Source organism: Pseudomonas sp. SED1, assembly GCF_034044025.1.
Classification (GTDB): domain Bacteria; phylum Pseudomonadota; class Gammaproteobacteria; order Pseudomonadales; family Pseudomonadaceae; genus Aquipseudomonas.
In genome coordinates this window covers 17,134-29,876 of record NZ_JAXCIS010000183.1, presented here as the reverse complement: position 1 = coordinate 29,876, position 12,743 = coordinate 17,134, and the positions used below count along the sequence as shown (strand labels likewise).

Genomic DNA, 12,743 nt, shown 5'->3' with positions numbered 1-12,743 from the left:
CTTCTCTAGGATGTTGCCCATGCGCCGATTTAAACAGCTAATTGCGGGGCGCCACGGGTGACTGATCACAGTCCCGACAGAAGCCAGAGCCATGGGCCAGCTTCGAAATTCCGCTAAAGCGCTGGTTCGGTGTTGCCTCTCACCTGCCCGCAGACTTTTGAGGCAGAGACACGACACGATGAATGCACTACGCCCCGTTATACGCCTGGCCCCGATCACCGCGGACCTTACCCAGCGCAATCCGAAAATCCTCTTGGGCGGCAAGCACCAGCCGACGCTACTGCGTTATCTGGATGGTTGGCCACGCCGCACGGGGCGACCTTCAGCCTTTTTGATCCAGTTCGTCGAAGACGGCGACTCCCTTGCGCGCTTTGCGTCCAACAGCTTTGACTTGGCCGTTATTCAAGCCCCCAGTGCCAGCGACGCGGGCGAAGTCATACGCCAGTTGACCCGGATTGCCCGACAAGGGCTGATAGCCCGGCGTTGAATTCTCAGTGAAATGCCGCTGGAGGCGGGTGCTGGCGACGGCGGCGCAGCAGGAAGATACCCCACGCAATCAAGCACAGTATCAGCGGTACAGGCAGGATATTGAGCAGCTTCACGTTGCGCTCCAACGCGTGAACCTGGGCATATGACTGAACCTTCAGCGCGTGAATTTCCATCGGTATTCGCAAACGCTCCTTGTTGAGCGCTTGCAGCAATACGTCGGAGGTTACCGCCTGAGCGCCTGGAGAAAGCGTTCGGGGGGTCAGCAATTGCCATTCCTTTTCCGTTTGCTCCAGGCGTTGCGCCCGTTCCGCGGACTTTTCCTGGAAGGCCCGTGCCGCGTCTTCGCGCATCGCCCGTAACACCTGCAGTGATCGACCGCCACCTGCGCGGGGACGAATGTTCATCAGGGTGTCAGGCGCCGCCAGGTTATCCAGGGTATTCAAGACAAACATGGCGTTATCTGACGAGGGATCACTCGGCGCATCGTAGTCATGAAGCATTCCGGCCACACGATCGCTGAGCAGATCAGTGTCCGCGACCACGACCACATGAATGTGCGCAGACTTTTGCAAGCCGGGTTCACCCCCGCTGATCCCGTCAGGAAAGACGGAGTAGGCGGGCCCCTCGACGCGTGCGGCGATCACCTGGTGCTGACCACGAGCGGCGGCTTCATTGATCAGAGAATCGAACTGCGCCGGCAGGGCAAAACGCTCAGCATTAAACAGGGCCGCTTGCCCGGAGCTTTGCAGCAGCGGGGTGAAGGTCATGCGGCTTTTCTTGGTGGGCGCCAGCGCACCGCTGCTCAAGACATTGACGCTGTGGAGTTTCCAGGTGCTTAAGTCATCCTGTGTCATCGTCTGGCGGGACAAGGACAACGCAGCGGGATGGCGCACCGCCGGCTGACCTGTGGTCATGATCACTTGAGTGGCGTAGTCATGATCGGCGATTACCTTATCCGCGGTCATCTGGATGCCCCAGGCGGTCAGCAATGCTTCCAGCCTGGGGTTTTCCGGGGCGGTGGCGCTGGGCTCCAGCCCGGCAAGCGGGTCGATAAACATCATCAGCTTGCCGGCGCCCAATACAAACTGATCGATCGCGTACAGGGTTTGCTCAGGCAGTTTGCCGGGGTGCACCACCATCAAGGTTCTGATGTGTTCGGGGATTTTCTCGATGCCTGGCTCCAGGCTCACGAGATTGAATTGGCGGCGCATCGCCTGCAATGACTGCCAAGGAGGCGTATTCACGCCGCTGCGCTCATCCCGTTCGCCGTCCATTGGCAGCAGGGTTATCAGGCCTATCACCGGCTGCTCCGGGTGGAGCACTTTATGAAGCAAATGGCTGATCTCATAGTCCAGCAGCGACTCCCGGGCCAGGCTGAACGCCTCGATACTATGTGGCCCATGACCCGCGCTGGTACCGACCAAACCGAAGAATCCTTGTTGGGCGTCAAGCCCCAGTAACCGCGCCTTGTACTCATCTTCCGAAAAAGGCTTGGGGTCAATGAGGTGCAGGTTGATTTTGCCCTTTGCCGCTTTTTCATACTCCTTGAGCAACAACTCCACCCGTTTACCGTAGCTTTTCACGGCATTGGATTTTTGCGGAGGGTGGCTTGAGTTGAAAAAATACAGATCAACCGGTTGCTCCAGTGAAGCGAGCAGTGTCCGTACAGGGTCGGACAATGTATGAATTTTATGTTCTGAGAAATCAAACCGCACAGTTGGAAGTTTAAGCGCCCATACCAGATTAAAAGCGAGAAAGAGTAATAGCAGGATGCTAATTGTGATGCTGGCACTTAATGGCGATCTCATCGTAGCGTGTCCTTCTCAAGCGTTTCTGACATTCAGGGCAATGGTCGTCATGGCAAGAAAGGCGACGATTATGCTGATGAAGTACAAACTGTCTTGAAGAGCCAGTACCCCTTGGTCAATAGCGTCAAAGCGCGTTGACGGGCTCAGGGAGATGATACGGTCAACGAGCCAGATCGGTGCTTGATGTTCTATGGTGTCAAGTAGAGAAGAAAGTCCGCTGGCGACCAGCAGCAGACAAAGTGTTACTGTAAATATGATCAGGCGATGGTGCGTCAGTGCGCAGATAAAACCGCCCACCGACAGATAACTTCCAGCCAATAGCCAACTTCCAACGTATTGGGACGCAATGACGGTGTTATCCGGATTTCCAAAATAGTTGACGGTGATGACGATTGGAAAGGTCAATAGCAAGGCAATACCAGAAACAAACCAGGCCGCCAAAAACTTTCCGACAACCATTTCGAAACCAGTGACGGGTAGGGTTTTCATGAAGTCCATGGAGCCGGCCGTGTGCTCGTCTGCCCAAAGTTGAGTGGAAAGCACAGGGGTCAACAGCAAGTAAAGCCATGGGTGTAACTGGAAGAATCCGTGCAGGTCGACGCTGCTTTGTTCCAAAAGTTGGCTTGTATGAAAGCCAAATGCAGCGGCGGCTGTCAGGAAAACTGCAGTGCTCAGGTAGGTGACGGGGGCCGAAAAATAACTGGCAAGTTGACGCTTGATGATCACCGGTAGAAGTTTCAAATCGATGCCTCCTGGCGCATGTGGTGGATAACGTCATCCAGGCGTCCGGGCTCCAGTTTCAGGGCATTGATTTTCCAGCGGCGGTGAGTGATCAGTGCGTTGATATGGGGGTAAATGGTTTGCCCCGGCATAGCGAGTACGGTCACTGTGCCGGGCATCTCGTGGTCTTCCTCGATGCCGGCGACGCCGGGCAATACCGCCAGGGCCAGTAGGTCCAGCGGCGTGTCAGCGGCAAGGGTGACTGCCTGGTAATGACGGGAACTGCGCTGCAGTTCGGGCAGGGGCATGTCTGCCACTAATCGGCCGTTGGCGATCACCAATGCCCGGTTGCAAATGCTGGCCAGCTCTTCGGGCATTCGGGACGCGACAATAATCGTCATTTCGTCGTTCAGCGACTTGATGAGCATTCTGACCTTGTGTTTTTGCTCGGCATTCAGACCTTCCGTTGGCTCATCGAGCAACAGCAGTCTGGGGTCATGCAGGATTGCCTGGGCGATGGCTACTTTGCGTTTCAACCCTGCCGGGAGGGTATCGACCGGGCATTTGAGTATCCGCCCCAGTTCAAGCCGTGCGACTGCGCGGTCAATCATCTTGCGTTTTTCCGCGCCGCGGAATCCGCGTATGCCGGCAATAAAACCGAGAAAGCCCGTTACACTCATTGCGCCATGACTCAGACATTCTGGCTGGTAGCCCGTGACTTTCTTTGCGTGGAGTGTATTGAGGGTAATATCGTGACCGAATACTTTTATATGGCCTGAAGAGGGGAGAATCGAGCTTGCTAGCATTTTGATGAGAGTTGTTTTTCCCGCACCATCATTTCCAAACAGTCCCAGGCATTCCTGAGGTTGGGCACTAAATGAAAAGTCCTGGATGATAGCTTTCCCGCCCATCTTTTTTGTCAGGCTCGTTATCTCGATCATTATGCTTTTCTACTGGATGGATATGGCAAGGCTCGGTTAAGTCGAAGCCTCGATTAACCTGCATGAGCGGCAGGTTGTGATTGGTCGAAAAGTCAAAATTTGAAATATTTTTGTTGTGCGCGTGTCCGGTGTCTTACATTTTAAAAATGGTACGTTCAATAGGCGGTCTTGGAAACATTAAGGGGGCTGAATAAGATAAGTCCTACGTGTCAAGCTATGTCTCGCTGAAACAATTGTTAGGCATTTGATGCTTTAATTACTGTCGTTGTTTATTTGGCGTGTATTTGAAGTTCTGCCAATTTGAAATGGAGCCTGAACGTCATGCTGCTTCTACGTACCCTTGTTCTAGAACAATCCGGGCATGATGCGCCGGTCAACGGTGCACTGCTGTGTGGTTTTGCGGTGGCTCAGATCGCTTCGAACTTCCTTGCTTATAGTCTGGATGAAGAGACAGAGCCCGGTAGTTCACGGGTATACATCGCGGCGTTGCGCAAAAAATCCGAACGGTACTTTCTGGGGGCGATAGATTCCAAGGAAGACCTGCAAACCGCGACCCGTGTCTTCAAGCAAATCCTGACGCTTGCCGCTGCGCCCGGGACCAAATCCGCAAGTGCCGGCGAGGCCCACATTCCTTATCATTTCGTTGATCTGAAAGGCTGCAAGTTGCCCCCCGCCAGGCCTGAAGATCATCACTCGTTGACGATCAAGAAATCTCTTGTGATGAAGGTCATTACCCTGGGAACGTCGGCGCCCGGTTTGCCCGCCATCGAAAGCAATTCATTGATTGTCCCGTCGATTCGTTTCTCCTCAAGGATGATTTCTCCTCAGAGGGCCGCGGACCCTGCGGAGCCTGCACCGCCAGTGTACGAACCGGTGCCACAGGCACCCGCGGATACGTTCGAGATAACCGAGCCACTGATTGCGCCACCGATCGAGCCGGTAGTCGCCGCGCCACCGCCAACGCCACCGCAGGCACCGGCAACGCCGCAGCCTGAACCCGCCCGGCATGAAGCGCCCTCATTGTTCGAGGTGGACACTACGCTGGCCAATCTTTCCCGACTGGCGCAAGAGTTGACACAACAAAAGCTCGGCGTGCTCAAGCAGGAGGAAGCACTTGAGCAGTTACGTCTCGAGCTGCGCCAGGAAAAGGTCGAGGTTGAGCAGGAGAGTCAACGGAGTGCCGAGAGAGTTGCCGAAAAAGAGGCCTCCCTGGAACTGTTGACCCGCACGCTGACGACCCGGGAGGAGCATCTGGCGGATTGCTCGGCGTTAAACCAGGCAGAGCAGCGTCGAATGGACGAGCGTGCGCGCGGCCTGGAGAGCGAGGAAGCCCAGGTGCACAACCGTGAACGGGCGGTTAGTCAAAAAGAGCAACAACTGACGGCGACTCTGTCTCAGTTGCCTGTCCTGCGGGAAAACCTGAGTGCCGCGTTTCAAACCCTGGACGAGTCTCTTGCACGGCTGAGTGAGTTAGCACACAGCCAGCCTGTAAGTCGCCTACTCCAGTCGGATGCAGATTGACGCTGGATACTGGAATCCATCGGCGGGTCTGGCTACTTTCCTGTGTTCATTTATCATCGACCTCCACCGCTGACATTGAGCGTCAAATGCGTTGTGCCTGATGCGGCAGCGGGTCTGAACATTGGAACTTCCAGGGGATGTAGAGCTTTTGAGCACCAAGCTGATTACCAAAGAAGGTCATGAGGCCCTGAAAAAGGAGCTTGATTACCTGTGGCGAGAAAAGCGTCCTGATACCACCCGTAAAGTCACGTGGGCCGCCTCCCTGGGAGACCGGAGCGAGAACGCCGACTACCAGTACAACAAGAAGCTGCTGCGGGAAATTGATCGCCGGGTGCGCTATTTGCGCAAGCGCCTGGAAGACATGCGCGTGGTGGAGTACATGCCGGAGCAGGAAGGCAAGGTGTTTTTCGGTGCCTGGGTGGAGATTGAAAACGAACAGGGCGAGACCAAGCGCTTTCGCATCGTGGGTTACGATGAGATCTATGAACGCATGGACTACATCTCCATCGACTCACCCATGGCCCGCGCGTTGTTGCGCAAAGAGGTGGATGACGAGGCACTCGTGCAGACCCCGAGCGGCGAAGTGTGCTGGTGGATCACTGCCATCGAATATGTGAAGTAACAACGGATGGCCCGCCCTCTTGGCAGAGGGCGGGCCATTTGCGTTTTCAGCCCTCGCGCAGCACCGTCAACGGGCTGGCATTCAGCGCGCGGCGAGTGCCAAACACGCCGGCACCGCCGATCAGCACTGCACCGATCACCGGCAGCAGCAACAGCCACGGATGTGGGTGCCAAGCCAGGTCGAACGCGTAGCGATACAGCACCAGTGTCACCAGTTCCGTACCCAGCGCCGCCAACAGGCCGCTGACCGCGCCCAACAGCCCGAACTCGATACGCCGCGCCTTGACCAGCAACTTGCGCTCCGCCCCCAGCGCCCGCAGCAGGGCACCTTGGCGAATCCGCTCGTCAAGGGTTGCCTGGAGCCCGGAGAACAACACCGCCATCCCCGCAGCCAGGACAAACAACAGCACGTACTCCACCGCCAGGGTGACCTGGGCGAGGATGCTGCGCAGCTGTTCAAGCAGCGCCTCCACTTGCAGGATGGTCACTGCCGGGAAGGCCCGGGACAGGTCGACGATCTGCTGGTCATGGCCGGGCGCCAGGTAGAAGCTGGTCAGGTAGGTGGTAGGCAGGTCTTTCAAGGTGCCTGGCTGGAAGATCATGAAGAAGTTCGGCTGGAAGTTATCCCAGTTGATTTCCCGCAGGCTGGTGACCCGCGCTTCACGGTTTTCCCCGCCGACGGTGAATACCAGATGATCGTTGAGCTTGAGTTTCAGGCTGTCAGCGACCTTGGCCTCCACCGAGACGCCGGGAATCTCGTCGGTGGGTTGCGCCGTCCACCAGGAACCCGCCGTCAGCTTGTTGCCTGGCGGCAGGTCGGCGGCCCAGGTCAGGCTCAAGTCGCGCTGTACAGCACGATCGCCGCTGGAGTCCTTGCTCACAATTTCCTGCACCGGGGCGCCATTGATGCTGATCAATCGGCCCGGCACTACCGGATACAGCGGTGCAGACTGCGCCTGCAATTCCAGCAGGCGTGCGCCGAAGGTGTCTTTGTCGGCGGGCAGGATGTTCAGCGCGAAATAATTGGGGGCGTCCTTGGGCAACTGGTTTTGCCAGGTGTCCAGCAGTTCGCCACGCAGCAGCGCGATCAAGCCCATGGACAACAGGATCAGCCCGAATGCCAGGGACTGGCCCGCTGCCGCCAAGGGATGACGCAGCAACTGGCCCAACCCCAGGCGCCAGGGCAGGGAGGCCCGGGCCAGCAGGCGTCGAAGGCTCTGCAACAGCAGCAGGAGCAGGCCGCCGAGAATCAGCGCGGCAATCACGCCGCCGCCCAGCAGGGCGAAGGTCAGCACCAGGTCGAGGCTCAAGCGCCACATGATCAGGCCCAGGGCGAACAGCGCGGCACCGTAGACCATCCATGTGCTGGAAGGGATCGGCAGCAGGTCGCGTCGCAGTACCCGCAGCGGAGGCACGCGCCCCAGCGCGGCCAATGGCGGCAGGGCGAAACCGGCGAGGGCGACCAGCCCGGTGCCAATCCCGGCAATCGCTGGCAACAGCCCACCGGGTGGAACGTCCGCCGGCAGCAGGTCATGCAACAGCGCAAACAGCCCCAATTGCGCGAGCCAGCCGAGCAGGGCGCCGGTCAGGCTGGCCAGCAGGCCCAGCACGGTCAATTGCAGGCTGAACAGCAACATGGTCTCGCGCCGGGACAGCCCGAGACAGCGCAATAAGGCACTGGCATCAAAGCGTCTACTGGCGAAGCGGTTCGCCGACAGCGCCACCGCCACGCCCGAGAGCAATACCGCCACCAGGCTGGCCATGTTCAAGTAACGCTCGGCTTTGCCCAGTGCGCCACCGATCTGCTGGTTGCCGTCCCGGGCATCCTGCAGCCGCTGGTTGGCAGCCAGGCCGGGCTTGACCAGGTCGCGATAGGTTTGCAGTACGGTGCCGCCTTGGGGCGCGCGCCAGAGGTCGCGATAACTGACGCGGCTGCCGGGCTGCACCACGCCGGTGGCCTCGAGATCGGCCAGGTTGATCATCACCCTGGGCGTCAGGCTATAGAAGTTGCCGGCGCGGTCCGGCTCGTAGGTCAGCACGCGGGCCAGGCGCAGGGTCTTCATGCCGACGTCGATGCTGTCGCCGATTTTCAGGTTCAGTGCCGTCAGCAGCCGTGCCTCCACCCAGGCTTCACCGGGCTTGGGACCACCCCCGGCGGTTTCTTCGGCGAAGGGTTCTGCGGCGCTCTTCAGCTCGCCGCGCAACGGATACTCGTCGTTGACCGCCTTGATGCTGGACAGCTGGATGCCATTGTCGGTGGCAATCACGCTGGAGAACTCCACCACCCTGGCGTGCTGCAAGCCCAGCTCGGTACCACTCTGGATTTGCTCGGTACGGGCGGGCGAGCTGCCTTCCAGCACCAGGTCGGCCGCGAGGAATTCCGTGGCACGCAACATCATGGCGCTGTTCAGGCGTGCGCCGAAGTAGCCAATGGCGGTGCTGGCGGCGACGGCCACCAGCAGGGCGAAGAACAGCACGCGCAGTTCGCCGGCGCGGGCATCGCGCAGCAACTGGCGAAGGGCAAGGCTGAACAGGCGCAAAAAGGGCAAGCGTGCCATCAAGGCTCCAGGGGCGCGACCATCAGGCCGGCTTCAAGACGGATCAGGCGGCGGCAGCGGTGGGCCAGGCGCTCGTCATGGGTCACCAGCACCAGGGTCGTGCCGCTCTCTTTGTTGAGTTCGAACAACAAGTCGCTGATGCGTTCGCCGGTGTGGCTGTCGAGATTGCCGGTAGGTTCGTCGGCAAACAGCACGTCCGGTTCGGCGGCAAACGCCCGGGCAATCGCTACCCGTTGCTGCTCGCCACCCGAGAGTTGGCGCGGTGAGTGAGTGAGGCGCTGGCCCAGGCCGACGCGCTCCAGCAGGTGCCTGGCACGTTCGCGGGCGTCCTTGCGGCCGTCCAGTTCCAACGGCAGCATCACGTTTTCCAGTGCATTGAGGCTGTCGAGCAACTGGAAGGACTGGAACACAAAGCCGACGTGCTCGGCGCGGATGCGCGCACGCTGGTCTTCGTCGAGGGTACTCAGGGCTTGGCCAGCGAGGGTGACTTCGCCACTGCTCGGCAGGTCGAGGCCGGCCAGCAGGCCGAGGAGGGTGGATTTGCCGGAACCGGAGGCGCCGACGATAGCCAGGCTATCGCCCTTGTTCAGTTCCAGGCTCAGTTCGTGCAGGATAGTCAGTTCACCTTCCGCGCTGGGAACCACTTTGCTAAGGTTTCGCGCGGTGAGAATGCTTGCGCCCATGGAGAATCCAATGCGAATGTGGTTTTTGAGTGCTGGCCTGGCCTTGATGTGCATGGCCCAGAACGCAGCGGCGGGTACAGTCCTGATCGTTGGCGATAGTATCAGTGCCGGTTTCGGACTGGATACCAGCAAAGGGTGGGTAGCGTTGTTGGGACAACGGCTCAAGAGCGAAGGTTTCGACGATAAAGTGGTCAACGCCTCCATCAGCGGCGACACCAGTGCCGGAGGCCTGGCGCGGCTGCCGGCGGCGCTTGCAGAGCATAATCCAGACCTGGTGATCATTGAGCTGGGCGGCAATGACGGCCTGCGTGGGCAGCCCCCCGCGCAATTGAAACAAAATCTTGCATCGATGATCGACCAGTCCAAGGCCAGCGGTGCCAAGGTGCTGCTGTTAGGCATGCAGTTGCCGCCTAATTACGGGCCGAAATACACCACCGCGTTTGCCAATGTCTACGCGGCCCTGGCCAAGGAAAAAAGCGTCCCGCTGGTGCCGTTTTTCCTTGAAGGCGTCGGTGGTCATCCGGAGCTGATGCAGGCTGACCAATTGCACCCGGCGGTTGGCGCGCAGGGCAAGTTGCTGGAAAATGTCTGGCCAACGCTAAAACCACTGCTATGACGCTTTTCTAGCAGCGGTCTTTCGGCTAAGGTGGCGCGCCCCCGATTTGGAGCCCCCGATGTCGCGTCCTGCCTGGTCCCTGTTTGCCTACCAACTGATCGAGCCTGACGAACAGCTGGATCTGTTCGCCTGCCAGGAAGTCCGGGTGCATCTGGTGACGCGTCAATTGGAGTTGGGCGGGTCGATCGACCGCACCCTCTGCGGTACGTTACTGCCTGCCCAGCCGCGCTGGTCGTCGGTGGATCGCTCGATCTTCCAGGACCAGCGTTTGTGCCCCCTGTGCCGGGCAATCCTCGAGTCGCAAAAGCGCGGTACACCGCCGATCTGGCCAGAGCTGCGCTTCGAACTTTGAATATGGGTGCCCGCCGGGCAGCCGTGTACAATCCATTTTTTACTACCCGTCGATCTGCGAAGGAATTCCCGGATGTTGTCGCGCCTTTCCGCCGTCACCTGCTGCCTGTCTCTTGCTGCGATCTGCGCGGCCGGTTCCGCTGCAGCGTTGCAGTTGCCTTTGCCGCCACCGGGTGAAGATATCGTTGGCCAGGTCCAGGTGATCAAGGCCAAGTACGAAGATACCTTCGCTGACCTTGGCACCACCTACGACCTGGGCTATTCGGAGATGGTCGCGGCCAACCCGGGCGTCGATGCCTGGTTGCCGGGGGCGGGTACCGAGATCGTGTTGCCGACGCGCTTCATCCTGCCGCCCGGCCCGCGTGAAGGCATCGTGATCAACCTGGCGGAATACCGGCTCTATTACTATCCCAAGGGTCAGAACGTGGTGTACACGTTCCCGTTGGGGATTGGCCGTGAAGGCTGGGGTTCACCGGTGGCTCACACCACGATCACGGGCAAGATCCCGAACCCGACCTGGACCCCGCCAGCCTCGATCAAGGCCGAACACGCCGCCAATGGCGACCCGTTGCCGAACGTGGTGCCGGCTGGCCCGGACAACCCGTTGGGGCCGTTCAAGTTCACCCTGGGCACGCCCGGCTACCTGATCCACGGTTCCAACATGAAATTCGGCATCGGTACCCGTACCAGCCACGGTTGCTTCCGCATGTTCAACAACAACGTGCTGGAAATGGCCGACATGGTGCCGGTGGGGACGTCGGTGCGGATTATCAACGATGCCTACAAGTTCGGCGCAGCCGGTGGCAAGGTTTACCTGGAGGCGCATACGCCGTTGAACGACGATGGCACTCCATCGGTCGTCGACAAGCACACTGCGGTGATCAACGCTTTGCTCAAGCGTGAAGACTTGTCCAACAACCTGCGGGTCAACTGGGACCAGGTGCGTGACGTCGTTGCCGCCGAAGACGGTTTGCCGACGGAAATCGGTGTACCGGGCGGGGCGCCTATGGTGTCGAGTACGCCGGTCGATCTGCAGCAATAAGCCTGCACGATCCATAACCCGTTATCGCCTCGCGCGGTGACGGGTTTTTTATTGTCTGGAATCCAGCGGAATTGCGGGCAAAAAAAAGCCGATCCAAGAATGGACCGGCTTGATAACAACCCCGAAGGATTATTACTTGCGGCTTGCTTTTTCAAGCATGCGCAGAGCGCGCTCGTTAGCTTCGTCAGCAGTCTGTTGTGCTTTTTGAGCAGCAGCCAGAGCTTCATCAGCTTTACGATAGGCTTCGTCTGCACGAGCCTGGGAGCGAGCTGCTGCGTCTTCAGTTGCAGTCAGACGAGCTTCGGTTTCTTTGGAGACGCTGCTGCAACCGGTAGCCAGAACTGCGGCCAGAGCCAGAGCAGAGAATTTCAGAACGTTGTTCATCGTGTTCCCCTTCAAGGACTTTCTATTAAATGACTATTCTCTCAGAGTGAGCTAATAGCCGGCGTACATACTACCCATTACTTGTAGTAAGTAAACTGACGTAGCGCAAGAAGCAAAAAAAATTCTCGCGGCCAATCTATTTTGGCTAATCTTTTGAGAGTCTGTATAAAAAATATCCAGATTCTTGCACTCGGCCGAGGATTGGATCCAGCCTGAAAGGGCCGGCTGGCATGTGTTAAGCCATGTAAACATAAGTCATTTTATATATCGTCCCTGACACTATTGTTCAGATTGTCTTTTCGGTCTTCGGTATCTTTTGTGCATGTTGAGGTGACTTTAAGAGCGCGTGTTCGTCTCAAGCTTCAACTGCCGGCAATGTTCAGGCCATCGACCTAAGGATGCTCGATTGGCCCTTTCTATGTCCGCCAGCGCAACGGAAGACGAGCGCGTCTTGAGCAATTGTGCGATTGGCGCCTACTATTTCCCTGTGTTGGTTGTGAGCGCTAGTGCGAGGCACTGGCGGCTTTTCTCGTTGTCGAAACCGGCACTGGGTGGCGTAGATGTTCCTTCGCCGGAAAAACATCGGTAAGGTAGGGGTCAGAAACCAAGACCCGCGAGGAGTAGTGATGAGCGAGGCGTTGTCCATCCACCATGACCAGGCTGGTCATCAGTTCGAGACCAATGTGGACGGTCATCGTGCCTATCTGACCTATATGGACCTTGGGAAGCAGACCCTGGATATCTATCGCACCTTCGTGCCCAACGCATTGCGAGGCCGTGGCATTGCTGCCGCGCTCACCGAGGAAGCGTTGAAGTTCGCCGAAGAGGCAGGTTACACGGTGATCCCGTCCTGCTCCTATGTGGAGCGCTATATGGAGCGCCACCAGCGCCATGCCGCAAAGCTTTGAGCATTGAGTAGAGCGGGACGCAGAGCATCCCAGGATGCGTTCCCACGCAAAGCGTGGGAACGATCAAAAAAAACGCCGGGTTTAGCCCGGCGTTTTTGTGT

Annotated in this window: 13 protein-coding genes; 7 read left to right on the top strand and 6 right to left on the bottom strand. The window is 58.4% G+C overall.

What is annotated here, in order from left to right; all coding sequences use genetic code 11:
• The first annotated feature begins 178 nt into the window (after window positions 1-178).
• Window positions 179-487: a hypothetical protein gene (locus tag SNL23_RS23700; protein ID WP_076017326.1), complete on the top strand. Its 309-nt coding sequence runs from the start codon at window positions 179-181 to the stop codon at window positions 485-487.
• Between the two features lie 4 nt (window positions 488-491).
• Here the strand turns inward: SNL23_RS23700 and SNL23_RS23695 are convergent, their stop codons facing one another.
• The 3 genes from SNL23_RS23695 to SNL23_RS23685 are packed head-to-tail and all read right to left on the bottom strand — an operon-like array spanning window position 492 to window position 3,958.
• A complete protein-coding gene (locus SNL23_RS23695) occupies window positions 492-2,297 on the bottom strand; it encodes a Gldg family protein (RefSeq protein ID WP_318303758.1) in 1,806 nt (601 codons plus the stop codon).
• A gap of 15 nt (window positions 2,298-2,312) precedes the next feature.
• On the bottom strand, window positions 2,313-3,038 hold the full coding sequence (locus SNL23_RS23690; RefSeq protein WP_318303756.1) for an ABC transporter permease: 726 nt from the start codon (window positions 3,036-3,038) through the stop codon (window positions 2,313-2,315).
• Window positions 3,035-3,958, bottom strand: a complete 924-nt coding sequence (locus SNL23_RS23685) for an ABC transporter ATP-binding protein (protein ID WP_076017329.1) — start codon at window positions 3,956-3,958, stop codon at window positions 3,035-3,037. Before SNL23_RS23685 ends, SNL23_RS23690 begins: the two co-directional genes overlap by 4 nt.
• A gap of 321 nt (window positions 3,959-4,279) precedes the next feature.
• Here SNL23_RS23685 and SNL23_RS23680 point away from each other — a divergent pair, with 321 nt between their 5' ends.
• Together SNL23_RS23680 and greB are read left to right on the top strand one after the other, a co-directional pair.
• Window positions 4,280-5,479 (top strand): hypothetical protein, encoded by a 1,200-nt coding sequence (locus SNL23_RS23680; RefSeq protein ID WP_318303754.1) that lies wholly within the window; start codon window positions 4,280-4,282, stop codon window positions 5,477-5,479.
• A 148-nt stretch (window positions 5,480-5,627) separates the two neighbouring features.
• Window positions 5,628-6,101, top strand: a complete 474-nt coding sequence (gene greB / locus SNL23_RS23675; protein ID WP_008437752.1) for a transcription elongation factor GreB — start codon at window positions 5,628-5,630, stop codon at window positions 6,099-6,101.
• Between the two features lie 46 nt (window positions 6,102-6,147).
• Here the strand turns inward: greB and SNL23_RS23670 are convergent, their stop codons facing one another.
• A complete protein-coding gene (locus tag SNL23_RS23670) occupies window positions 6,148-8,658 on the bottom strand; it encodes an ABC transporter permease (RefSeq protein WP_076017331.1) in 2,511 nt (836 codons plus the stop codon).
• On the bottom strand, window positions 8,658-9,341 hold the full coding sequence (locus tag SNL23_RS23665; RefSeq protein WP_010176179.1) for an ABC transporter ATP-binding protein: 684 nt from the start codon (window positions 9,339-9,341) through the stop codon (window positions 8,658-8,660). The genes SNL23_RS23670 and SNL23_RS23665 overlap by 1 nt, the downstream gene beginning before the upstream one ends.
• A gap of 10 nt (window positions 9,342-9,351) precedes the next feature.
• Between SNL23_RS23665 and SNL23_RS23660 the strand changes: the two genes are divergently transcribed.
• The 3 genes from SNL23_RS23660 (at window position 9,352) to SNL23_RS23650 (ending at window position 11,350) form a co-directional block, all read left to right on the top strand.
• Window positions 9,352-9,957 carry an arylesterase gene (locus SNL23_RS23660; RefSeq protein ID WP_318303751.1) on the top strand — a complete coding sequence of 202 codons (606 nt, stop codon included), beginning with the start codon at window positions 9,352-9,354 and terminating at the stop codon, window positions 9,955-9,957.
• A 58-nt stretch (window positions 9,958-10,015) separates the two neighbouring features.
• Window positions 10,016-10,309: a hypothetical protein gene (locus SNL23_RS23655; protein WP_003218723.1), complete on the top strand. Its 294-nt coding sequence runs from the start codon at window positions 10,016-10,018 to the stop codon at window positions 10,307-10,309.
• 72 nt (window positions 10,310-10,381) lie between these two features.
• Complete coding sequence (locus SNL23_RS23650) at window positions 10,382-11,350, top strand: L,D-transpeptidase family protein (RefSeq protein WP_076017333.1); 969 nt, start codon at window positions 10,382-10,384, stop codon at window positions 11,348-11,350.
• A 132-nt stretch (window positions 11,351-11,482) separates the two neighbouring features.
• Here SNL23_RS23650 and oprI read toward each other — a convergent pair whose 3' ends face one another.
• Entirely contained in the window at window positions 11,483-11,734 is a 252-nt protein-coding gene (oprI, locus tag SNL23_RS23645) for an outer membrane lipoprotei OprI (RefSeq protein WP_003172710.1), read from the bottom strand.
• Between the two features lie 626 nt (window positions 11,735-12,360).
• Between oprI and SNL23_RS23640 the strand changes: the two genes are divergently transcribed.
• On the top strand, window positions 12,361-12,642 hold the full coding sequence (locus tag SNL23_RS23640; protein WP_003189869.1) for a GNAT family N-acetyltransferase: 282 nt from the start codon (window positions 12,361-12,363) through the stop codon (window positions 12,640-12,642).
• Window positions 12,643-12,743: the final 101 nt, after the last annotated feature.